Raw genomic sequence first — 21918 nt, 5'->3', positions numbered from 1 at the left:
CCCATGTCCATTTTTGATTTTCTGTCCGGCCAGTTCATCGACGTCATCCACTGGACCGACAATACCCGCGACACGATGGTCTGGCGCTTTGAACGGCACGGCCACGAGATCAAATACGGCGCCAAACTGACCGTGCGCGAAGGCCAAGCCGCCGTGTTCGTGCATGAAGGGCAGCTGGCCGATGTGTTCACCCCCGGCCTTTATATGCTGGAAACCAACAATATGCCGGTGATGACCAGTCTGCAGCACTGGGATCACGGGTTCAAAAGCCCGTTCAAATCGGAAATCTACTTCGTCAACACGACGCGGTTCTCCAACCTCAAATGGGGCACCAAGAACCCGATCATGTTGCGCGATCCCGAATTCGGGCCGACCCGCCTGCGCGCCTTTGGCACCTATACGGTGCGTGTCGCCGATCCGGCCGTATTCCTGCGCGAAATCGTCGGCACCGACGGTGAATTCACCATGGACGAGATCAGCTACCAGATCCGCAATATCATCGTACAGGAATTCAGCCGCGCGCTGGCGGCGTCGGGTATCCCCGCGCTAGACATGGCGGCCAATACCGCCGATCTGGGCAAGCTGGTCGCCGATGCCATTGACCCCACGCTCAAGAAATACGGGCTGTCCCTGCCCGAGCTGTACATCGAGAACATCAGCCTGCCGCCAGAGGTCGAAAAGGCGCTGGATGCCCGCACCTCGCGCGGGATTGCGGGCAATCTGGACGAGCATCTGAAATGGAAAGCCGCTGAGGCGATGGCCGCCGAAGGCTCTGCCGCAGGACAGGCGATGGGGATGGGCATGGGGGCCGGTCTGGGTATGCAGATGCTCCAGAACACGCGCGGCCCTTGGGGGCCAGTCGCGGCACCACCTGCCCCGCCGCCACCGCCACCGCCGCCCGTCGAACATGTCTGGCACATCGCCGAAGCCGGACAGGTCACCGGCCCCTATTCCAAGGCCGCGATGGGCCGCAAGGTCACCGATGGCACGCTGACGCGCGCCAGCATGGTCTGGACCCAAGGGCAGGACGGCTGGAAAGCCGCCGAGGATGTGACCGAACTGGCGCATCTGTTCACCGTGATGCCCCCGCCCCCGCCCGGCGCATGACACAGCGACGCCTGACAATCCTGCTGCACTGGTCGATGTTCATGATGCTTCTGGCCATGATAAAGGGCGGCACGGCCAATGAAATCCTGCGTTGGGCCTTTGTCGGCGCGGGGGCGATCTGGCTGGCCATGACAGCAGCCAAGGGGATGCTGGGCAAACCCGGCCCCAAGCTGCAAGGCGCGCTGCGGGCGGCCTATCCGTGGATGCACCGCGGGCTTTATGCCGTGATGGCCGCCAGTGTCGCGATCAATGCGGCGGCACTGCTGGGCTTGGCCAGTCTCGATCTGGCGTGGAACAGCCTGTTGGCGCTGCTGATGGTCGGCACGTTCCACGGCCTGTTTCATTTCTGGCGGCATAACGTGCTTTACGACAATGCCCTGCGGATGATGCTGCCGCGCTTCATGCACAAGATCCTATGACACAGACCGATACAATCGACCCCGTCGACCACCGCTTTCCCTGCGATGCCTGCGGCGCGAACATGCGGTTCGATCCGCAATCCAACCAGCTTGTCTGCCGGCATTGCGGCAATACCCAAGAGATGCCGCAGACGGGGACCACGGGTGGCGGCATCAAGGAAATGGATTTCCAGCGCGCCATCTCCCAACGCCTGCCCGAAGCCGATATCGAGATCACCCGCACCATCGCTTGCGACAGTTGCGGAGCGCAATTTGAATTCGACCCCGATACCCATGCCGCCGAATGCCCCTTTTGCGCCAGCCCCGTGGTCAGCGACACTGGCACCCACCGGCATATCAAACCGGCGGGCTTGCTACCTTTCGCGCTGGACGAACCCACCGCGCACAAGGCGATGAACGACTGGCTTGGCAGTCTCTGGTTCGCGCCGAGCGGCCTGACCGAATATGCGCGCAAGGGGCGGCGGATGAACGGCATCTACGTCCCCTACTGGACCTTCGACGCCGATACCGCCAGCCGCTACACCGGCCAGCGCGGGACGCATTACTACGAATCCCGCACCGTCATGCGCGACGGCAAACCCACAACGATCACCGTCCGCAAGACCCGCTGGCGGGCGGTTTCGGGACAGGTCGCACGGTTTTTCGACGATGTGCTGGTGCTGGCGTCAAAATCCCTGCCCAAGAAACACACCGACGGGCTGGAGCCGTGGGACCTCAGCGCGCTGGAACCCTACAAGCCCGACTACCTCGCCGGTTTCCGCGCCGAAGGCTATCAGATCGCGCTCGAGGACGGGTTCACCGAGGCCCGCGCCTATATGGACCGGATGATCGCGCGCGATGTGAAATACGACATCGGCGGCGACGACCAAAGGATCGGGCAGATCGACACGCAAATCAGCGATGTGACCTTCAAACATATCCTGCTGCCGGTCTGGCTGGCCGCCTACAAATACCGCGGGCAAAGCTATCAGTTCGTCGTGAACGGGCGGACCGGACGGGTGCAAGGCGAACGGCCCTATTCGGCATGGAAGATCGCGGGTGCCGTGATCGTCGGTCTGATCTTGGCACTGGTCGCAGGTTTCGTTATCGCTAACACCCAATAGAGGGAGAGATGCGATGATCCTATGCTGTGGCGAAGCCCTGATCGACATGCTGCCGCGCGAAACGGCGGCGGGGGAGGCCTGTTTCGCCCCCCATGCCGGTGGCGCGGTGTTCAACACGGCTATCGCGCTCGGGCGGCTCGGCGCGCCGGTGCAGTTCTTTTCGGGCCTGTCGTCGGATCTGTTCGGCACCATCCTGCGCGACCAGCTTGCCGCCTCTGGCGTGGATGCCAGCCCCGCCGCGATCAGCGACCGGCCCACGACACTGGCTTTTGTGACGCTGACGAACGGCCATGCCTCCTATGCGTTCTACGATGAAAGCACCGCAGGCCGGATGCTGACCCCTGCCGATCTGCCCGACACGCAGGCCGAGGCGCTGTTTTTCGGCGGCATCTCGCTGGTCGTCGAACCCTGTGCGGCCGCCTATGAGACGCTGATGCTGCGCGAGGCCCCGCGTGCGGTCACGATGATCGACCCCAATATCCGCCCCGGTTTTATCAAGGATGAGCCCGCCTATCGCGCGCGGCTGGACCGGATGCTGGCGGTCGCCGATATCATCAAGATCTCGGACGAGGATCTGGCATGGATCAGCGGCGATACCGATGCCGCCGCCTTGCGCGCGAAAACAGGCGCTGCCGTCGTCCTGCTGACGCGCGGCGCGGATGGCGTGACGGTTGTCACCGCAGCCGGCAATTTCGATGTGCCGGCGGTCAAGGCGACGGTCGTTGATACCGTGGGCGCGGGCGATACGTTCAGCGCAGGGTTTCTGGCCAATCTCGACGCACAAGGGCTGCTGACCAAAGCCGCCCTTGCAACAGCAGACCGCGACGCGCTGACCGCTGCCACCGCCTTTGGCGCAAGGGTCGCGGCCATCACCGTCAGCCGCGCGGGTGCGAACCCGCCTTGGGCCTCCGAGCTGTGAGAGCGCTGGTCCAGCGCGTCAGCGCGGCCAGCGTCAGCGTGGACGGGGCCGTGATCGGGCAGATCGGACAGGGCGTCTTGATCCTTGTCTGCGCGATGGCGGGCGACACGCCCGACAAATCCGCCACCCTTGCCGCCAAGATCGCCAAACTGCGGATTTTCAAGGATGACGCGGGCAAGATGAACCAGAGCCTGATCGACACAGGCGGGGCCGCCTTGATCGTTAGCCAATTCACGCTGGCCGCCGACACATCGCGCGGCAACCGCCCCGGTTTTTCCGCCGCCGCCAGCCCAGACCTTGGCCGCACGCTCTATGAGACGTTCATCGCAGATATGGCTGCCTTGGGCATCGCCACCGCCACCGGATCATTCGGCGCGGATATGGCGGTGTCGCTGGTCAATGACGGGCCAGTGACGATCTGGCTCGACATCTAGCATCATCGTTCGAGCGCAAATATCCCCGCCGGAGGCCAGAAAGTCCTTCAGCAGCCTTTCCCCACGACCAGCACCCAATAGGGACCGCGCGCGCCGGTTGTGATGCCGATGCCGAATTCCTCGACCCTTGGGTGCAGCATAATCGTGCGATGACCGGGCGAATTCATCCAGCCGGTAATGATCTGTTCGGACCGTGGATAGCCCCAGGCGATATTCTCGCCCACAAGGCAATCGCTATAGCCCGCCGCGCGGACCCGCTGTTGCAGGTTCGATCCGTCGGTGCCGATATGGGCAAAAAATTCATTGCGGTGCATGTCGCAGGCATGGGTCATCGCCGCACGGCCCAGATCGCGGCTGAACCGCAAAGGCGGCTGGCCGTTGGCCTGCCGGCTTGCGTTCAGACCAGTGGCAATTTCAGTGGCCAGCGCGTCGACATTCTCGGGTGCCATGCAATTGGCCGCAAGGGCCATGTTCGCCGACAGCGCCGCGATCAGCGCCAGCAATAATGTCCGCAAAGCCATCATCAAGCGTCCCCTGCGATGTGTCAAAGGCAGCTAGACCGCGAAATCAGGGCAAGGCTATGGCAAGACGGGGGAAGTTGCGGGGCAATCAGACCTGCAAATTCGGCAGGCGCCGCCCGATCAGGCTGAGCGCGAAGATCGCCACCGCCACGCAGATGATCGACGGGCCGACCTGTGTGTCGAAATGCAAGGCCAGCCGCAGCCCGCCCAGTGCCGACAAGGCCCCGATCCCCATGGCGAAAAAGGCCATCCGTTCGGGTGTGCTGGCAAATCCGCGCGCCGAGGCGGCAGGGATGATCAGCAGCGCGGTGATCAGCAGCGCCCCCACGACCTTGATCGCGACGGCGACGACAGCGGCGACCAGCACGGTCAGGATCAGTTGCTGGCGACGCGGATTGATACCCGCCGCATGGGCCAGATCAGGGTTCAGCGTCGCGGTCAGCATCGCGGACCACTGCCACCAGAGCACCCCCACAAGCAGCGCACCGCCGCCCCAAATCACCGCAAGATCGCTGCGCGTCACACTTAGCACATCGCCGAACAGATAGGCGTCAAGATCGATGCGCTGCCCCGGCACCAGCGTCACCGCGACCAGCCCCAAGGCCAGCGCCCCATGCGCCAGCACGCCAAGGATCGTGTCGACAGCAACCCCCTGCCCGCTCAAGCTATGGATCAGCACCGCCATGCAGAGTGCCACAACCGCGACACCCAGCGTAATCGACGTGCCGAAAAGCAGCGCCATCGCCACGCCCAGCACGGCGGCATGGGCCGTTGCATCGCCGAAATAGGCCATCCGCCGCCAGACCACGAAACAGCCCAAAAGCCCCGCCGCCACGGCCGTGCCCACGGCGGCAAGGGCGGCACGCACCAGAAAATCATCCAGCATTATTCCGCCGCCTCGTGATGGTGATGGCCGTGATCGTGGTCATGTTCATGCCGGTACAACGCCAGCGCACCGCCCGTGCCCGTGCCAAACAATTCGCGATAAGCGGGAGCGGCGGACACAACCTCGGGGGTCCCTTCGCAGCAGATATGACCGTTGAGGCAGATCACCCTGTCGGACGCGCTCATCACCACATGCAATTCGTGGCTGACCATCAACACCGCACAGCCAAGGTCCTGCCGCACGGCAGCGATCTGGCGATAGAAAGCCGCCGATCCAGGCTGGTCGAGCCCTTGGGTCGCTTCATCCAGCATCAACACATGCGGGTCCGACAGGATCGCGCGCGCAAGAAGCACCCGCTGGAACTGCCCGCCCGACAGTTGCGACATCTGCTGGCGTTCCAGTCCGGTCACACCTGCGGCCTGCAACGCCTCGGCCGCGGCCTTGGCAGGCACCGGCCTGGGCAGGTTCAGGAACCGCGCCACGGTGATCGGCAAGGTCGGGTCGATATGCAGTTTCTGGGGCACATAGCCGATGCGCAGGCCGGGCGCACGGGTCACTGTCCCCTTTTGCGGCTTCAGCGCACCGATCAGCAACCGCAACAGGGTGGATTTGCCCGACCCGTTGGGGCCCACGATGGTCACGATCTCGCCCTCGTCAAGCGACATGCTGACGTTCTGCAAGACCTTTGCCCCACCATGGGCAAAGTCGATGTGGCGCGCATCAATCAGGCTCATGCGGCGGCGGTCTGCTGGCAGGCGGGGCAGACGCCCTCGGCCTCGATCACGGTCTGTTCAAGCTGGAACCCGTTGGCGGCGGCGGCCTGTGTCAGGCTGCGCGAACTGGCCTGCGCCTCGGCCACGGTGCCGCATTTGCGGCAGATCATAAAGGCCGCGTCATGGGTCACGCCGGGATGGGCGCAGGCGATAAAGGCGTTCAGCCGCTCGATCCGGTGGGCAAAGCCCTGTTCGACCAGAAAGGCCAGCGCACGGTAGGCGACAGGCGGTTTGGACCCCAGCCCTTCGGCATCGAGCCGCGCCAGCACGTCATAAGCCCCAAGGGCCGCGTGGCTTTCGAGCAGGATTTCCAGCACCCGCCGGCGCACCGGCGTCATGCGGACCTTACGATCCACGCAGGCGCTGTCAGCCGCCGCAAGTGCGGCGCTGATACAGCTGTCGTGATCGTGCCGGGCAAAGGCCATCGGGTCCTGTGACATGGTGCGCCTTGTTATGATATAACATATCAAATATAGCATCAGACCGAAATCACCACAAGGACCACGCCATGATTCGTTTACTGTCCCTCTGCGCGCTTGCGCCCACCGCAGCCCTTGCCGACGTGCCACAGGTGATGACCGATTTCGCCCCCATCCACAGCCTGACAGCACAGGTCATGGGCGATCTGGGCACGCCGGACGTGCTGCTGCCCCCGGGTGCGGACCCGCATGATTTCGCCCTGCGCCCCAGCGATGCCGCCAATCTGGGCGAAGCAGAGGTCCTGATCTGGACCGGCCCGAGCCTGACGCCCTGGCTGACCGACCTGATCGACACGCTTGCCCCGAATGCCACGCAAGTTGCTCTGCTGGACGTCGCCGGATGGGACACGCTGCCAATCCGCGATATCCAGAAATTCGTTGTCCCCGCCGCCGAGGACGACCACGATCACGGCGATCATGACGACCACAAGGACGAACATGATCACGGGCATGATGACCACGCCCACGACGACCATGGACATGACGCGCACGGACATGACGCGCATGCGCATGATGACCATGGGCATGACGAGCACGCTCACGACGACCACGCGCATGATGACCACGCTCACGACGACCATGGGCATGACGACCATGCACATGGCCACGACCACGACCATGACCACGGCGATTTCGATCCGCATGCATGGCTCGACCCCGCTGTCGCACAGGTTTGGCTGGCCGCGATTGCCGATCAGCTTGGCACCGCTGACCCCGACAATGCCGCGACCTATACCGCCAATGCCGAGGCCGCGATTGCCCGCCTGACAGCGCTGGATGCGGAACTGGCCGAACAGTTGGCCCCGTTCGCGGGTCTCGCCTATATCCTGCCGCATGACGGGTATCAGTATTTCGAGGCCCGCTATGGCCTGACCGCCGCCGGTGCGATTTCCGGCATCGACGCGCGCACCCCCGGCCCTGCACAGGTCGCAAGCCTGCGTGACCAGATGGCAGACAGCCAGATCGTTTGCGTGTTCAGCGATGCTGAAATTGGCGACCGTTGGGCGACCGTCGTGACCGAGGGCACCGAGGCCCGCACCGCCCAGATCGACGGTGTCGGCGCGGGTCTGGACAGTGGCCCAGAGCTGTACGAAGCCCTGCTGCGCCGTCTGGCCGATGACTTTGCCACCTGCCTCGGCGATGCGTAAACGGCCCTAGAAATCAGTGGGCGCGCCGCCTTCCGCCTTGCGGCGCGCCACGAAATCGGCCAGCTCTTCCTTGATGGCCACGTCCATCGGCGGGGCCTCGAAGGTCGCAAGAATATCCTTGTAGAGGTGATGCGCGCGTTCTGCCGTGCCGATCGCCCCCGCCGCCTCCCACGCCTCGTGATTGCGCCAGTCGGACACAAAGGGCTGATAGAACGCCTGTTCGAACCGGTCCTGCGTGTGCTGCGTGCCAAAGAAATGGCCGCCCGGTCCCACCTCCTTGATCGCGTCTAGGGCGATGTCGTCAGGCCCTGTCGCGGTCAGCATCGGGTCCATGTAGCGCTGGATCATCTGCACGATCTCGCAATCCATGATGAACTTTTCAGGGCTGGCGATCAGCCCGCCCTCCAGCCATCCCGCCGCGTGATAGACAAGATTGGTGCCAGACTGCACGGCAGACCAGAGCGAATTCGACGTCTCCCACATCGCCTGCCCGTCGGCGAGGTTTGCCGCACAGACGCCCGAGGCCCGCATCGGCAACCCGTAGAACCGCGCCATCTGGCCGGTCATCTGGGTCGCGCGCATGTATTCGGGCGTGCCAAAGGCGGGCGCGCCAGATTTCATGTCGACGTTGCTGGTAAAGGTCCCGATCACGCATGGCGCGCCGGGGCGGACGTATTGGAACAGCGCGATGGCCGACAAAGCCTCGGCAATCGACAGGGTCACGGCCCCCGCCATCGTCACGGGTGCCATAGCACCTGCCAGCGTGAAGGGTGTGACGATGACCGCCTGCCCCCGCCGGATGCAGCGCAGGCAACCGCCGATCATCGGCACGTCATGTTTCAGAGGCGATGTGGAATTGATGTTGGTATACATATGCGGCTTGGCCGCGAACTGGTCTTCGGTCAGCCCGCCCGCGATGCGCACCATTTCCATCGCATCCTCGACGCGTTCGCGCCCCAGCGAATAGGCATGCGCGACCTTGTCGGTCAGCACCATCTTGTCGTGGATCACATCGAGATGCCGGACAGAGGCATGCACATCGACAGGTTCCACCGGATAGCCGCCGGAAAAATGGATGCAGTTGAAATACTGCGTCAACCGCAGAAGGTTCGCGCATTGGTCGCGCGTGCCGGACACTTTGCGCCCGATTTCCAGATCGTGGTAATTGGGTGGCGAGGCGACCGCCCCGAACAGGATATGCTTGCCGCCGATGGTGATCTTGCGGTCGGGGTTGCGCGGGGTGATGTCGAATTGCGCGGGCGCATGGGCGAGCATCTCCATCACCCAGTCGCGGCCCATGCGGACATTGGTGCCGTTGACGGTGCAACCGGCCTGCCGGAACAGCGCCAGCGCCTCTTCGTTCAAAAACTCGATCCCGATATCTTCGAGGATGCGCATCGCACCATCATGGATCGCCTGCACGCCTTCGGGCGTCAGCGGTTCGGTCGGGCGGTCGGTGTTGACCGGCAGGTGCCATGGCATCTGGTCAATCGACGCGGTGCCGCGCCGTGTCGCATTGCCTGCCCGTCCGCCGCCGCGCCGCCGTGTCTTGCCGTCTGCCTGCATTTTGATCCCTGCTCTTTGTCAGGGCAGGATGGCAAAACCCGTGCGCCGATGATGACGGGAAACCGACAAAGGTCGTCGCATTCAGCCCGCGATCAGCTTTTCCCGCCGCAGCCATGCGGGAATATCCGCGATCGTGTCGAGCACGGTATCGGCCAGCCCTTCCAGCTCTGCGCGCGGGGCGGGTCCGGTGAGCACACCGATTGTCAGCATCCCCGCGGCCCGGCCTGCATGCAGATCATGCGTGCTGTCGCCGACCATGATGCAGGCATCAGGTGTTACCCCCGTTGCACGGCAAAAGCCGATCAGCTGCCCCGGACCGGGTTTAGCCCCAAAGCCGCTGTCATAGCCCGCGACAAAGGCGAAATCGGACCGGATGCCGGCCTTGTCCAGATGGCGCAGCGCGGGGCCTTCGGCATCGTTCGTCACCACGCCAAGTGTCAGGCCCAGCTGGCGCAGTCCCGCAGTATAGGCGCGCAGCGGCACCGCCTCGACCTGATCGACCTGTGCCGAACCCGCGTTCATCCGCCCGATCAGCGCGGCCTTGTCGACATCACCGGGCAGCACGTCGATGATCGCATCGGCCACCACATCCACGGTCGAGGCGATGACGATACTGCCCTGATGAAACCTTGCGTTTTCCATGTCATAGCCCAATGCGGCCGCCAGTCTTTCGCACAGGATCGGGTCGTCGCCCGCCTCTGCCACCAGCATGGCGCGCGTCCATGCACCCCAAGTGGCGTTGAAGTCGAACAAGGTGCCGTCCTTGTCAAAGATGATGCCTGCGATCATGCTCGGGTCCTTTCCGGTTCGGCCCGCACCCGACCCGACCCTTGGCCCCGTGTCAAGCGTCAGGTCCAATGCACCTGTTCTGACCCCGGCAAGGCATAGCGCGCGCGCAAAGGCATGTCATAGGCCAGCCCCTGCGCATCGCAGAACGCAATGACCCAATTGTCATCCATCGTCAGGAAATCCAGCACCGCCGCCTGAAACGCAGGTTCTGCCGCTCGGTCGCGCAGATCATCGACCGAGGCACCGCTCGCCCCCAGAAAGGTCGTGCAGATCTCGTCCTGCCCGGCCATCCAGCCCAGCGCCTGAAGGGCTATCACCTGCGCCTGATCCGGTCCCATTCGTCATCCTTTGTTAACTGGAAAGAGTTTTTTAACCAATATGACCGAAACTCAGCATAGGAAACGTCTTTGTTTCCGGATTGAGGACACGGATATGTCAGGACGCATACTGATCGTCGATGCAGTACCGACCAACAGAATTGTGCTGCGCGTCAAGATGCTTGCGGCCCAATTCGCGGTGGAAGCCTGCGCCACCAGCGCCGAGGCGGAGGCGATGATCGCGCAGCATCGACCGGATCTGATTCTCGTCAACCTGTCCGACCCGGCCGAGGACCGGCACGGGTTTTGCAGCGCATTGAAGGCGGACCCAGACACCAGCACTATCGCGATCATTGCTGTGGGCGTTGCAGATACGTCGCGCGCGCGGTTTGCAGCCCTTGATGCGGGGGCCGACGACGTGTTGGCGCGGCCTATGAACGATGCGCTGCTTCTGGCGCGGATCCGCAGCCTGCTGCGCGCGCGCTCTGCGACCGAGGAATTGTTCCTGCGCGACAGCACCAGCCGCGCGCTGGGGTTCTGCGAAAGCCAGACCGCCTTTGTCACACCCGGGCTGGTCACGCTAATCGCGCCGCAGGCAGCACCTGTGCCTGATCTGATCGCCACATTGCATGCGGGGCTGGGTCATCCAGTGGTGATCCAGACCGCAGCGGCAGTATTGCGCGACCATGACGACGCGCCTTGCCCCGATCTGTTCATCATCCCCGCCGCTGATCCCAAAGGCGATGCGGGACCACTGTTCAGCCTTGTGTCGGACCTGCGCAGCCGGGTGGAGACGCGTCTGGCCTCCGTGCTGGTCATGGTGCCTGACGACCGCCCCGAAATGGCCGCGCTGTTTCTGGACCTTGGCGCGGATGATGTCGTGACCCAAGGTGCCCTGCCGCAAGAGGTGATCCTGCGCGCCAAGGCGCTGATCCGGCGCAAGAAACTGCACGACGCCCTGCGCCGCAACCTGCGCGACGGGTTGCAGGCGGCGGTGACCGATCCCCTGACGGGGCTGTATAACCGCCGTTACGTCGATCATCACCTGACACGGATGTCCGAACAATCCGCCGCAGCCGGCCGCGCGCTGGCCGTGATGATGATCGACATCGACCATTTCAAGGCGATCAACGACAGCTATGGCCATGCCGCAGGCGACAGGGTGCTGGTCGCGATCGCCGCACGGCTGCGCGACAACCTGCGCGCGGTCGATCTGGTCGCCCGGATCGGCGGAGAGGAGTTTTTGGTCGCTATGCCGCGCACCAGTGCCGCACAGGCGCAAGGGGCTGCCGACAGGTTGCGCAGGCTGGTGAACCAGACCCCGTTCGATCTGGGCGAAGCGCATGCCCCCATTCAAGTCACGATTTCTGTCGGCGTGGCGCTCAGCGGCGAGGCGGGGCAAGACCAGCCCGACACGCACCGCATCTGCGATCTGGCGGATGCGGCGCTCTATCGCGCGAAATCCGCAGGGCGCGACCGCGTGGCGATGGACCTGACCGCCGCTTAACGCTGCATTTCCTGTTCCACCCTGTCAGCAAAGGCACGGCGGCGCTCAGGCGGCATGGCCGCAATCCTGTCCAGCACCGCCAACCGGGCGCGTGCCTGCACCGCCGACAGCCGTTCTGCCTGAGCCTCCAGCAAGGCCTGCGTGACCGAAGGATCATAAGGTTCGGCGCGCAAGGCGGCAGCAACCGCCGCCATCTGCCCGCGGAAATCATGGCCACGCAAGCTGCGGTCAGCCCGCAATTCGCGCCCGATGGCGCGCCGTTCGTCATCGGACAAGGCACGCGCAACAGGACCGACACCAAAATCGATGCGCGGCGACGCCCGCTCTCCCAGCTGTCCCGACACCATTGCACCCCCGATGATCCCCGCCACCGCAAGGTTCAGCGCCAGCGATACCACCAGCACAACCCGCCAGATCCGCGACGGGCGCGTCTGCACATCAGCCATCGGACAACTCTCCTGCGATCATGAATTCCTCGGCGGACAGTCCCAGACTGACCGTCTCGCCAAAAAGGCCAGCGGCGTAATCGACAACCACGGGCGGCGGGGCGATGCCGATCCAGATGCCAGCGACAGTCGCCGCCGCCAGACTGCCCAAAGCGGGCCAGCCGCCAATCATCGCGCGCATCTGCGCCAGCACCGAAGGCTGCGGGCGCAGCACCGGCGCCGGGCGCGCGGCATCCGCCAGCACCCGCGCGATCAAAGCGTCATCAGGCACGGGCGCCAGATTGCGGGCCTGCGCAAACAGATCGTCCAGCATGTCGTCAGGCGGGTTCGTCATCGTCATACCCCAGTTCTGCCTTGCGCCCCGCCATGATCGCGGAAAGCGCCCGTTTGCCGCGCGCTGTCAGACTTTCGACCGACGCCACGCTGATGTCCATGATCTGTGCGATCTCTGGGTTGGACAACCCTTCGAGATGGCGCAGCGCCACCGCCTGTGCCTGCCGTTCGGGCAGTTGCGCCAAAGCATCCGACAGGGCACGCAACCTTGCGCGGGTCTGCATCTGTGCTGCGACCGACGGCGTGGCATCCAGCGGTTCGGCCACCTCGTCGATGGCCACATGCCGCCTTTTGCGGAGCCGGTCGGTGCACAGGTTCGCAGTGACGCGGTAAAGCCATGTGCTGACCTGCGCCTCGCCCCGCCGCCAGTCGGGCGCGATCCGCCATAGCCGCAGCATAGTGTCCTGTGCGACATCCTCGGCCTCGGCGCGGTTGGCGAGCATCCGCAGCGCCTGCGCCAGCACACGCGGCAACACCCGCAGCGTCAGCGCCCCGGCCGCGCGGGGATCGCCGCTGGCATGGGCCAGCAACAGATCCTCGTCCGAGGCATGGGCGTAAGGGTCGGATACCGCCGTCATTTGTGATCGTGCTAGCGGCATCCGCCCCCCGTGACAATCGGCGACAGGCGGGTGGCCTGCCGCGCGGGTCTGGTTCAGTCGTTCTGGCGCTTGCCATGACGCTCGCCACGCATCTCGCGCGCAGCCTCGATCTCGGCCAATGTCACCATGCCATCGCCATCAGCATCGACGCGGGCGAACATCCGCGCGGCGCGGGTGGCGGCACGTTCCTGCGCGAAAGCGGTGAATTCGGCCAGCGACACAGCGCCGTCACCGTCTGTATCCATCGCGGCAAAATCCGGTCCTTGCCGGTGCCCTTGGGCAACAGCCGCCCCTGCGGTCAGCGCAAGTGTCCCAACCAGCCCTGCAATGATCCATCCATTTTTCATCGTCTGTCCTTTCGAAATCCAGCGGCCCTGTGCCGCTCATGCCTGTTGAACGCAGCGATCCGCCGTTTCCGTCGCGGATCGTTCAAATCCTCCGGCGAAAGCCCGAAAGCGGCGGCCCCGCCCTTTCCTTTTGACCCATGAGACGCCATGTAAAAGGCATGCACAGGAGGGTCCGATGACCGACACATCCAGCCATGCCGCCGAACGCCCCGCAAAACCCGCCATCATGAACGGTTTGCGCAGCCGGTGTCCCAACTGCGGCGAAGGCAAGCTTTTCGACCGCTATCTGCATGTGGCTGACACCTGCCCGAACTGTGGCGAGGAGCTATACCACCACCGCGCCGATGACGGCCCGGCCTATCTGGTGATCCTGCTGGTCGCGCATATCATCGGCTTTGCGATCCATATCATGTGGGTCGCGTGGCGGCCCGACCCTTGGGTGATGGCGACGGTTCTATCGGTGGGTGCGGTGGGGTTGTCGCTGGCCCTGCTGCCACCGATGAAGGGGCTGATGGTCGGCATCCAGTGGTCGCGCCGGATGCACGGGTTCGGCCATAACGCATGACACCCGTGCGCGATGCAGCCACGATCATCGTGCTGCGCGACGCGGGCACACGCCCTGCCGTCCTGATGGGGCAGCGCGGGGCATCCGTAGCCTTCATGCCGGGCAAATTCGTGTTTCCGGGTGGGGCGGTTGACCCCAATGACGGCTGCATCCCCCTGCCCGACCTGTCGCCGCGCGATCACGCAAGGTTGCAGGCCGACAGCAGCCTTGTCCCCGATTGCCTTGGCGCCGCCGCGATCCGCGAGTTATGGGAAGAAACCGGTCAGGTGCTGGGCACCCCCGCCCCTTGGCCCGACCCGCCGCAAGGCTGGCGCGGTTTCGCCGCCACCGGCCACAGGCCCAATGGGGCCGCCTTGCGGTTCTTCTTTCGCGCGGTCACACCCGTCGGCCCGCCGCGGCGGTTCGATGCGCGGTTCTTTCTGGCAGATGCCGCCGATCTGGTGACCGACCCCGATGATTTCGGGCGCGCCGAGGATGAACTGGCCAATCTGCAATGGGTCGCCCTCGACCGCGCGCGCAGCTTCGATCTGCCGTTCATCACGCAGGTCGTGCTGGCGGAACTGGTGGGCTATATCGCGCGCGGCGGCGATCTGCCCGATGTGCCGTTTTTCCGCAACGATGACGAGGCACATCTGGTCAGCCGCCTTGGCGGGCGATCCCCGCTTTAACGCGGCCAGAGTGGGTGCGGCACCGGATCTTTCGCCCGCCACAGATATTGCCGGAAAATCTGGCCGTAGGACCGGAACAGATAGCCACCGTTGCGGCGCAGGTAATGGTCCTTGCGCGACCGATAGAGCGCGGGCAGCGCGTACCATGGCACGGTGGGGTGCATATGGTGCACGACATGCAAGTTGTTGTTCAGGAACAAAAACGCCAGCGGCCCACGATCCTCGATGATCACGCTGCGGCCACTGGCGCGGACATGCGCCTGATGTTCAAGGAATGTGCGCAGTTTCAGCAGCGACAGCCCCAGATAGGCCGCCAGCAGATAGGCCCAGACCGGCATCGGCGAGACGGCGACCAGTGCCAGCACGGCCATCATTACCGGCACGTGCAGCATCCATGTGCGCCTGATCTCCACGCTGTCCTGCCGCCATTCGCAGATCAGAAAACTGGCCGTGCCCACCAGCGGTCCCAGCAAAAGCCGCCCCGCCAGCGTGTTGTTCCACCCCAGCACGACCTGCACGGCGCGCGGCAACCGGCCCCAGACAGCAGGGTCGAGATAGTTGCTTTCCGGATCATCATAAGGGTCGGTAATCACCTCGTCATGGTGATGCGCGCGGTGCGTGGCGGCAAAGCGGCTATAGGGGATGACCAGCGTCAGCGGCGGCCAGACCAGCAGGTCGTTCATCCATTGCGCCCCGAACGGATGGCCATGGATCGCCTCATGCTGGAGCGAGGAATGCAGCGCGATGGCCACCCCCGCCACGATCACCCCTAGCGGCAAAGGCATCAGCCAGAGCGCAGCCAGCCAGACACCGTAGCACCCAAGGATTAATAAAAGCGTAGGCCACTCGATGGTGGAAAATTTATTGGATTTCATAGCCCTAGACTAGCTCACGCATCCGTGTCCGAAAATGTCGTGACTGGTTCACAAAAGTCTGTAGATATGATAATAATCACCAATGGTGCAAAAGATCGACAAACGCGACCGCGCCCGCCTGTTCCGTGACCGGCTGATCGCCGCCATGGACCGGACCGGCACGACACAGGCCGCCCTCGCGCGCCGGACAGGTGTCGACCGGTCGACCCTGTCGCAACTTCTGAAAGATCAGGGCGCACGGCTGCCTAATGCGCAGCTTGTCGCGGAATGCTCCGCCGCCCTTGGCGTCAGCGCGGACTGGCTTCTGGGCCTGTCGGATTTCCCCGAACAGGCCGCCGATCTGGTCGCCGCGGCAATTTCAATGCCCGAGGCGTCCCGCGCGATGGTCGATGACCAGATCTTCGCCTGGCATCAAGAGGCTGCAGGCTACAAGATCCGCCATGTGCCCTCCGGCCTGCCTGACATGCTGAAAACCACCGCCATGCTGCGCTGGGAATATGCGCCCGCCGTGGGCAAGACGATCGAACAGGCGATCGGGGCCAGTGCGGACAGGCTCGACTGGATGCAACGGTCGAAGTCGGATTACGAAATCGCCATACCCCTCTCGGAACTCGACAGTTTCGCACGCGGCCAAGGCTATTACAGCGGCTTGTCCCTCGCCATCCGGCAGGACCAGCTGCGCCGGTTCCGCGACCTGCACGACCAGCTTTACCCCGCCCTGCGCCTGCATCTTTTCGACAAGCGCGAGGTCTATTCTGCCCCCGTCACCGTCTTTGGCCCGCTTCTGGCGGTGATCTATCTGGGGCGCAACTACATCGCCTTTCGCGACACCGAACGGGTCACGGCGATCACACGGCATTTCGACATGCTGGTGCGCGGCGGCAAGGTGGGCCAGCGCGACATGGCCGCGCATTTCGACGCGCTGATCAGTCTTGCGGCACAGGCGGAACCGGCATCAGACGGCTCAGGTCATAGCCGTTGAACGCCAGCATTCCGCGTGCGGCGGCCAGCCTGTCGGCGGGGATCACCGGATCGCGGTTCAGAATCCACCCCGACCGGCCGTCAGGTGCGCCCAGCACCACGGTGCGATAGGTCTCGTCCGCCCACAGCACCCAAAGATCGGCCTCGCCAAAGGGCAGAGATGGAAAGCTGACCTTCAACCGCCCGGGGCCCACAATACCGGCACTGCCTTCGATCACGGACCGCACGGACCCGTCGGGATTGCGGCAGGTATTGCGCACCGAGATCCGCCCGTCCGGCAAGGCGCCATATTCCGCCGTGACCCCGACGCAGCCCGCCTCGAAGGGCACCGGATAGCGCGCGACCTCGTACCATGTACCCAGAAACCGCGCGGGCTCGAACACGGCTTTGGATGAAATCGGCACGGCTGTGTCGCGGTAGACCTCGAACAGCCCGCCGCGCGGCTCGCCGGGTTGCAGGGAACAGCCCGCCAGCAGGACCGCCATCATCACGAAGTTGCGCATCATGGCCCCCGACTTCTTTTTTCCAAAAATACTCCCGCGCGGCGCGCTCCGGTCCCGCTTGGGGGACCGGACCACTGCCCCCTCAATAGGGCTGCGGGTTCGCTTTATGCGCCGCCTCGATCGCGGCCAGCAGATCATCCGTCAGTACGGTATCGCGCCCTGCAAGGATATGCGACAGCTGCTCTTTCGTCGTCGCACCAAAAATCGCCGAGACAGGGAAAGGCCGCGTTGCCTGCCACGCCATCGCCATATGCACCGGATCGACGCCGTGGTCGCGGGCCAGATCAAGATAGACCTGCGTCACAGGCAAGGTGCGCGGCGTCATCCGCCCACCCAGATTGCCATTGATCGACAACCGGCTGCCTGCAGGCACGTCATGCTGGTACTTGCCCGTCAGCAAACCGCAGGCCAGCGGCGAATAGGACAAGAGCGTCACATCCTCGTTCACCGCCATTTCGGCCATGTCGGTGTCATAAAGCCGGCAGAGCAGCGAATATTCGTTCTGCACCGACACCATGCGCGGCAGACCGGCGGCTGTCGCCTGATCGACCCATTTGGTCATGCCCCAGGCGCTTTCGTTGCTCATGCCGATGGCGCGGATCTTGCCGGCCTTGACGCAGTCGTCCAGTGCCTCCAGCACGTCGAGCATGTGATCCATCGTGCGCTGGCGGTCCTGTCCTGACGGATCATAGGTCCAGTTCTGGCGGAACGCATAAGACCCGCGCTCGGGCCAGTGCATCTGGTAAAGGTCGATCACATCGGTCTGCAACCGCCGCAGCGATGCCTCGACCGTCTGCCGGATGATCGCCCCGTCATAGCCGCGCCCCTCGCGCACCCAGCCGGGGTTGTTGCCCGATACCTTGGTCGCGATCACGACCTCGGACCGGCGCCCCGACGTCGCGAGCCACTCGCCGACGATGGTTTCGGACAGGCCCACGGTTTCGGCGCGGATCGGATTGACCGGATACATTTCGGCGGTGTCGAGAAAATTGATCCCCGCTTCCAGCGCCATATCCATCTGCGCATAGGCATCCGCGCGGTCGGTCTGGTTGCCATAGGTCATGGTGCCAAGGCACCAGTCGGTGACCATGATGTCACTGCGGCCGAGTTTGATTTTCTGCATCTGCTTTCCGTTCTCAGAACCGGTAGACCAACCCCAGACGGGTGGTCGTGGTGTTTTCGGTATCGCCATCAGTGATGAAGGACCGGATCAGTTCGCCGCGAAACGCAGTATTGCCCTGCAGATCGAATTCGCCGCCCAAGCCAAGGTTGAGGCCGGTGTCGGTCACGTTTTCATAGATGAACTGGTCAACCCCCGCCGCCCCGAAAGCGGTCAGCGTACCAAAATTGTAGCGCGCGACAGCGCGCAGGCGACGTGTGTCGAAATCGCTGTCCGCGCCCAGCGCAAAGCCCAACTCGCCCTCGACCCCGAAGGCCAGCAGCGACCCGCTGGTGACGACACCGCCCAGCACGGTGACCAGCAGGTCGGATTCGCCTTCATGGGGCAGTGCGTAGTCCCCCCCGATCGCGCCGTAAGCTTCGAACGCATGAACGGGCGTGGACAGGGTCAAGGCAGTGATCACGGCAACAAGTGTTTTCATCGGGGGGCAACCTTTTGTTGAAATCGGGCTTTTGGGGTTGTGTAAGCCGCATGATGGCACGGTGCAACAGATGTCGGGCATCTGGCATCTGCTGCGCGACATCGCTAGACAGGGGCGAAACTTTGCAAGGACGTCGCATGGCCCGCCATCTGATCACTTCCGCCATTCCCTATATCAACGGGATCAAGCATCTGGGCAACCTTGTCGGCAGCCAGTTGCCCGCCGATCTTTACGCACGTTACCTGCGCCAACGCGGGCACGAGGTGCTGTTTCTGTGTGCCACCGACGAACATGGCACGCCAGCCGAACTCGCCGCTGCCAAGGCAGGCAAGCCGGTCGCGGAATACTGCGCCGAAATGCACGACGTGCAGGCGCGCATCGCCGACGGGTTCGGGCTGTCGTTCGACCATTTCGGGCGGTCCTCCAGCCCGCAGAACCACAAACTGACACAGGCCATGGCAGGCCGTCTGGCCGAGATGGGCCTGATCCGCGAAGTGACCGAAGATCAGGTCTATTCCGTGACCGACGGCCGCTTTTTGCCCGACCGCTATATCGAAGGCACCTGCCCCAATTGCGGGTTCGAGTCCGCGCGCGGCGATCAATGCGACAATTGCACCAAGCAGCTTGACCCCACCGACCTGATCAACCCGCGTTCGACGATTTCGGGCGCCACCGATCTGGAGGTGCGCACGACCAAGCACCTCTATCTGCGGCAATCGGAGCTGAAAGGCGCTTTGGCCGACTGGATCGACAGCAAGAAAGACTGGCCGATCCTGACGACATCCATTGCCAAGAAATGGCTGAATGATGGCGACGGGTTGCAGGATCGCGGCATCACGCGTGATCTGGACTGGGGCATTCCCGTGCGCAAGGGCGATCAGGACTGGCCCGGCATGGAAGGCAAGGTGTTCTATGTCTGGTTCGACGCGCCCATCGAATACATCGCCTGCGCGCAGGAATGGCAGGATGCGGGCAAAGGCAGCGGCTGGGAACGCTGGTGGCGCACCGACAAGGGGGCAGATGACGTCCGCTATACCCAGTTCATGGGCAAGGATAACGTGCCGTTCCACACGCTGTCTTTCCCCGCGACGATCATGGGCACGCAGGAACCGTGGAAGCTGGTGGATTACATCAAATCCTTCAACTACCTCAACTATGACGGTGGCCAGTTCAGCACCTCGCGCGGGCGTGGCGTGTTCATGGATCAGGCGCTGGAGATTTTGCCGTCCGATTACTGGCGCTGGTGGCTGTTGTCCCACGCGCCCGAAACATCGGATGCCGAGTTTACATGGGACGCGTTCCAGCAGGATGTGAACAAGGATCTGGCCGATGTCTTGGGCAATTTCGTCAGCCGGATCACCAAATTCTGCCGCTCCAAATTCGGCGAAACCATCCCCGAAGGCGGCACACAGGGTGCGGCCGAAGAGGCGCTGATCGCAGCCCTCACCCAGCGCCTGACCGCCTATCAGGCGCATATGGACGCGATCGAGGTGCGCAAGGCTGCGGCAGAACTGCGCGCGATCTGGGTCTTGGGCAATGAATATTTGCAGGCCAACGCGCCGTGGACCACGATCAAGACCGACACGGACACTGCCGCGATGCAGGTGCGCCTTGGGCTGAACCTGATCCGCCTTTATGCCGTGCTGTCCGCACCCTTCATCCCCGACGCCAGCAAGGTCCTGCTGACTGCGATGCAGACGGATGATGCCACATGGCCCGAGGATATGGGCGCTGCCTTGTCCGCCCTGCCCGCAGGTCACGCATTCACCGTGCCGGACAACTTGTTCCGCAAGATCACGGATGACGAACGCGCCGATTGGGCCGAACGTTTCGCAGGCGTGCGGACGTAAAGGCCCGCTAAAAGGTTGGGCCTTGGCGCGCCACCGCACCAAGGCCTTTTTCGTTACACGTCAGAGAACAGATCGACGGCACCGCGCCGTGCGAAGTATTCGGTCTGGCTGATCGGGCCTGCGCCGTTGACCAGCGTGCGGTAGGCTTCATAGCTTTCGACGATGCGGCGGCCCATGTCGTCGTCGTTGGCCACACTTGCGGTCACTTCGAAAGACACGCGCGACAGCTCGTTCCAGACATCATCGGGCAGACGTGTCGGCTGCACCCCGGATTCCGCCAGCAACTGGACCAGCGCGATCCCGTTGTTGCCATAGAAATCGGCCGTATGCGATGTCAGTTCCGCATCACAGATGGTTTCGAACAGGGCGCGGTCCTGTTCGTCAAGGCTGTTCCACAGATCGAGGTTCATGCCGAAAGACGCCATTGTGCCGGGCTCGTGAAAGCCGGGGTAGATGTAGGTCGTCAGCAGTTTCTGCAAACCGAATTGCAGATCGTTATAGGGGCCGACCCATTCGGTTGCGTCAATCGAGCCTTCGAACAAGGCAGATACGATCCCGTCGGCGGGCAGGTTGACTGCTGTTGCGCCCATCGCGGCCAGAACTTGCGCCCCAAGGCCGGGCAGACGCATGATCAACCCTTCAAAGTCGCCCGCTGTCAGGATTTCCTTGTTGAACCAGCCACCCATCTGGATGCCGGTGCCGCCGCAGGCGAAGGCCTTGACGTTGTAGCCGGCGTTCAGCTCGTCCCACAGCTCTTGACCGCCACCGAACTTTGTCCAAGCAGTCTGTTCGGGGGTCGTCAGCCCCAAAGGCACGGTGGTGAAAAAGTTGAAGCCGCGGTGCTTGTTCTGGAAGTAATATTCGGCGGAATGGTACAGATCGACCTCGCCCGAACCGACCGCGTCATGCACGCCAAAAGCAGGCACCAGTTCACCGGGCCAGTAAAGCTCGATGTTGTAGCGCCCGTCAGAGGCGATGTTGACCTGTTCGGCCAGACGCTTGGCGCTGTCGGCCAGACCGCCCAGACCCGCAGGCCAGGACGAGGCCAGACGCAGGGTCCGGGGGGCACCCTGCGCGATGGCAGGGGTTGCAAGGGCTGCGGCACCCGTCAGGGCTGCGCCGCCGCCCAGCAAGGCGCGTCTGCGCGAGATCGCCTTGGGGTTGGATGGCTGGTTCGGCATG

At 63.7% G+C, this 21918-nt stretch carries 27 protein-coding genes; 11 read left to right on the top strand and 16 right to left on the bottom strand.

Translation table 11 applies throughout. The features are described 5' to 3' along the window. Positions 1-3 precede the first annotated feature (3 nt). From VCK47_RS16000 to dtd, 5 genes are read left to right on the top strand one after another with little or no spacing between them, the layout of a single operon-like run. Positions 4-1107: an SPFH domain-containing protein gene (locus VCK47_RS16000; protein ID WP_322891497.1), complete on the top strand. Its 1104-nt coding sequence runs from the start codon at positions 4-6 to the stop codon at positions 1105-1107. Then, positions 1104-1526 (top strand): hypothetical protein, encoded by a 423-nt coding sequence (locus VCK47_RS15995; protein ID WP_322891498.1) that lies wholly within the window; start codon positions 1104-1106, stop codon positions 1524-1526. Before VCK47_RS16000 ends, VCK47_RS15995 begins: the two co-directional genes overlap by 4 nt. Beyond that, entirely contained in the window at positions 1523-2629 is a 1107-nt protein-coding gene (locus VCK47_RS15990) for a TFIIB-type zinc finger domain-containing protein (protein WP_322891499.1), read from the top strand. Before VCK47_RS15995 ends, VCK47_RS15990 begins: the two co-directional genes overlap by 4 nt. A gap of 13 nt (positions 2630-2642) precedes the next feature. Next, the gene (locus tag VCK47_RS15985; RefSeq protein WP_322891500.1) at positions 2643-3548 is read left to right on the top strand and encodes a carbohydrate kinase; all 906 of its coding nucleotides are present in this window, start codon (positions 2643-2645) and stop codon (positions 3546-3548) included. Next, the gene (gene dtd, locus VCK47_RS15980) at positions 3545-3982 is read left to right on the top strand and encodes a D-aminoacyl-tRNA deacylase (RefSeq protein ID WP_322891501.1); all 438 of its coding nucleotides are present in this window, start codon (positions 3545-3547) and stop codon (positions 3980-3982) included. Before VCK47_RS15985 ends, dtd begins: the two co-directional genes overlap by 4 nt. 47 nt (positions 3983-4029) lie before the next feature. On the opposite strand, the gene VCK47_RS15975 is transcribed toward dtd, so the two are convergent. From VCK47_RS15975 to VCK47_RS15960, 4 genes are all read right to left on the bottom strand, one after another. Beyond that, entirely contained in the window at positions 4030-4503 is a 474-nt protein-coding gene (locus tag VCK47_RS15975; protein ID WP_322891502.1) for a CAP domain-containing protein, read from the bottom strand. An 88-nt stretch (positions 4504-4591) separates the two neighbouring features. Then, complete coding sequence (locus VCK47_RS15970) at positions 4592-5389, bottom strand: metal ABC transporter permease (RefSeq protein ID WP_322891503.1); 798 nt, start codon at positions 5387-5389, stop codon at positions 4592-4594. After that, complete coding sequence (locus VCK47_RS15965; protein ID WP_322891504.1) at positions 5389-6123, bottom strand: metal ABC transporter ATP-binding protein; 735 nt, start codon at positions 6121-6123, stop codon at positions 5389-5391. The genes VCK47_RS15970 and VCK47_RS15965 overlap by 1 nt, the downstream gene beginning before the upstream one ends. Continuing rightward, entirely contained in the window at positions 6120-6602 is a 483-nt protein-coding gene (locus tag VCK47_RS15960) for a transcriptional repressor (protein WP_322891505.1), read from the bottom strand. The genes VCK47_RS15965 and VCK47_RS15960 overlap by 4 nt, the downstream gene beginning before the upstream one ends. Positions 6603-6670: 68 nt before the next feature. On the opposite strand from VCK47_RS15960, the gene VCK47_RS15955 reads away from it, so the two are divergent. Beyond that, the gene (locus VCK47_RS15955; RefSeq protein ID WP_322891506.1) at positions 6671-7789 is read left to right on the top strand and encodes a zinc ABC transporter substrate-binding protein; all 1119 of its coding nucleotides are present in this window, start codon (positions 6671-6673) and stop codon (positions 7787-7789) included. A 6-nt stretch (positions 7790-7795) separates the two neighbouring features. On the opposite strand, the gene VCK47_RS15950 is transcribed toward VCK47_RS15955, so the two are convergent. The 3 genes from VCK47_RS15950 to VCK47_RS15940 all read right to left on the bottom strand — a co-directional run bounded on the left by VCK47_RS15950 (position 7796) and on the right by VCK47_RS15940 (position 10482). Then, the gene (locus VCK47_RS15950) at positions 7796-9355 is read right to left on the bottom strand and encodes a trimethylamine methyltransferase family protein (protein WP_322891507.1); all 1560 of its coding nucleotides are present in this window, start codon (positions 9353-9355) and stop codon (positions 7796-7798) included. 81 nt (positions 9356-9436) lie between these two features. Then, complete coding sequence (locus VCK47_RS15945) at positions 9437-10144, bottom strand: HAD family hydrolase (RefSeq protein WP_322891508.1); 708 nt, start codon at positions 10142-10144, stop codon at positions 9437-9439. A gap of 59 nt (positions 10145-10203) precedes the next feature. After that, positions 10204-10482, bottom strand: a complete 279-nt coding sequence (locus tag VCK47_RS15940) for a DUF3572 domain-containing protein (protein WP_322891509.1) — start codon at positions 10480-10482, stop codon at positions 10204-10206. Between the two features lie 94 nt (positions 10483-10576). On the opposite strand from VCK47_RS15940, the gene VCK47_RS15935 reads away from it, so the two are divergent. After that, entirely contained in the window at positions 10577-11968 is a 1392-nt protein-coding gene (locus tag VCK47_RS15935) for a diguanylate cyclase (protein WP_322891510.1), read from the top strand. On the opposite strand, the gene VCK47_RS15930 is transcribed toward VCK47_RS15935, so the two are convergent. The 4 genes from VCK47_RS15930 to VCK47_RS15915 form a co-directional block, all read right to left on the bottom strand. Further along, the gene (locus tag VCK47_RS15930) at positions 11965-12414 is read right to left on the bottom strand and encodes a periplasmic heavy metal sensor (protein ID WP_322891511.1); all 450 of its coding nucleotides are present in this window, start codon (positions 12412-12414) and stop codon (positions 11965-11967) included. The two genes, VCK47_RS15935 and VCK47_RS15930, sit on opposite strands and share 4 nt — an antisense overlap. Next, complete coding sequence (locus tag VCK47_RS15925) at positions 12407-12754, bottom strand: hypothetical protein (protein WP_322891512.1); 348 nt, start codon at positions 12752-12754, stop codon at positions 12407-12409. The genes VCK47_RS15930 and VCK47_RS15925 overlap by 8 nt, the downstream gene beginning before the upstream one ends. Further along, on the bottom strand, positions 12732-13325 hold the full coding sequence (locus tag VCK47_RS15920) for an RNA polymerase sigma factor (protein ID WP_322891513.1): 594 nt from the start codon (positions 13323-13325) through the stop codon (positions 12732-12734). Before VCK47_RS15920 ends, VCK47_RS15925 begins: the two co-directional genes overlap by 23 nt. A gap of 74 nt (positions 13326-13399) precedes the next feature. Beyond that, positions 13400-13693 carry an EF-hand domain-containing protein gene (locus VCK47_RS15915; RefSeq protein WP_322891514.1) on the bottom strand — a complete coding sequence of 98 codons (294 nt, stop codon included), beginning with the start codon at positions 13691-13693 and terminating at the stop codon, positions 13400-13402. Between the two features lie 175 nt (positions 13694-13868). Between VCK47_RS15915 and VCK47_RS15910 the strand changes: the two genes are divergently transcribed. Together VCK47_RS15910 and VCK47_RS15905 are read left to right on the top strand one after the other, a co-directional pair. Further along, positions 13869-14258 carry a DUF983 domain-containing protein gene (locus tag VCK47_RS15910; protein ID WP_322891515.1) on the top strand — a complete coding sequence of 130 codons (390 nt, stop codon included), beginning with the start codon at positions 13869-13871 and terminating at the stop codon, positions 14256-14258. Continuing rightward, positions 14255-14926 (top strand): NUDIX hydrolase, encoded by a 672-nt coding sequence (locus tag VCK47_RS15905; protein ID WP_322891516.1) that lies wholly within the window; start codon positions 14255-14257, stop codon positions 14924-14926. The genes VCK47_RS15910 and VCK47_RS15905 overlap by 4 nt, the downstream gene beginning before the upstream one ends. Here the strand turns inward: VCK47_RS15905 and VCK47_RS15900 are convergent. After that, positions 14923-15801: a fatty acid desaturase gene (locus VCK47_RS15900; protein WP_322891517.1), complete on the bottom strand. Its 879-nt coding sequence runs from the start codon at positions 15799-15801 to the stop codon at positions 14923-14925. The genes VCK47_RS15905 and VCK47_RS15900 overlap by 4 nt on opposite strands. Before the next feature lie 82 nt (positions 15802-15883). On the opposite strand from VCK47_RS15900, the gene VCK47_RS15895 reads away from it, so the two are divergent. Then, complete coding sequence (locus tag VCK47_RS15895) at positions 15884-16783, top strand: helix-turn-helix transcriptional regulator (protein ID WP_322891518.1); 900 nt, start codon at positions 15884-15886, stop codon at positions 16781-16783. On the opposite strand, the gene VCK47_RS15890 is transcribed toward VCK47_RS15895, so the two are convergent. The 3 genes from VCK47_RS15890 to VCK47_RS15880 all read right to left on the bottom strand — a co-directional run bounded on the left by VCK47_RS15890 (position 16728) and on the right by VCK47_RS15880 (position 18886). Beyond that, on the bottom strand, positions 16728-17288 hold the full coding sequence (locus tag VCK47_RS15890; RefSeq protein WP_322891519.1) for a lipocalin family protein: 561 nt from the start codon (positions 17286-17288) through the stop codon (positions 16728-16730). The two genes, VCK47_RS15895 and VCK47_RS15890, sit on opposite strands and share 56 nt — an antisense overlap. Before the next feature lie 79 nt (positions 17289-17367). Next, positions 17368-18408 (bottom strand): aldo/keto reductase, encoded by a 1041-nt coding sequence (locus VCK47_RS15885; RefSeq protein ID WP_322891520.1) that lies wholly within the window; start codon positions 18406-18408, stop codon positions 17368-17370. A gap of 13 nt (positions 18409-18421) precedes the next feature. Next, a complete protein-coding gene (locus VCK47_RS15880; protein WP_322891521.1) occupies positions 18422-18886 on the bottom strand; it encodes an outer membrane beta-barrel protein in 465 nt (154 codons plus the stop codon). A 137-nt stretch (positions 18887-19023) separates the two neighbouring features. Here VCK47_RS15880 and metG point away from each other — a divergent pair, with 137 nt between their 5' ends. After that, the gene (metG, locus tag VCK47_RS15875) at positions 19024-20736 is read left to right on the top strand and encodes a methionine--tRNA ligase (RefSeq protein WP_322891522.1); all 1713 of its coding nucleotides are present in this window, start codon (positions 19024-19026) and stop codon (positions 20734-20736) included. Positions 20737-20789: 53 nt separating this feature from the next. Here metG and VCK47_RS15870 read toward each other — a convergent pair whose 3' ends face one another. After that, positions 20790-21917, bottom strand: coding sequence for a TRAP transporter substrate-binding protein (locus tag VCK47_RS15870; protein ID WP_322891523.1), 1128 nt, complete (start codon positions 21915-21917; stop codon positions 20790-20792). Between the last annotated feature and the right edge of the window lies 1 nt (position 21918).

The sequence above is a fragment of the Yoonia sp. 72 genome (assembly GCF_034652275.1).
GTDB lineage: Bacteria > Pseudomonadota > Alphaproteobacteria > Rhodobacterales > Rhodobacteraceae > Yoonia.
The sequence above is the reverse complement of the archived record's forward strand: the minus strand, read 5'-3'. Positions and strand labels throughout refer to the sequence as shown.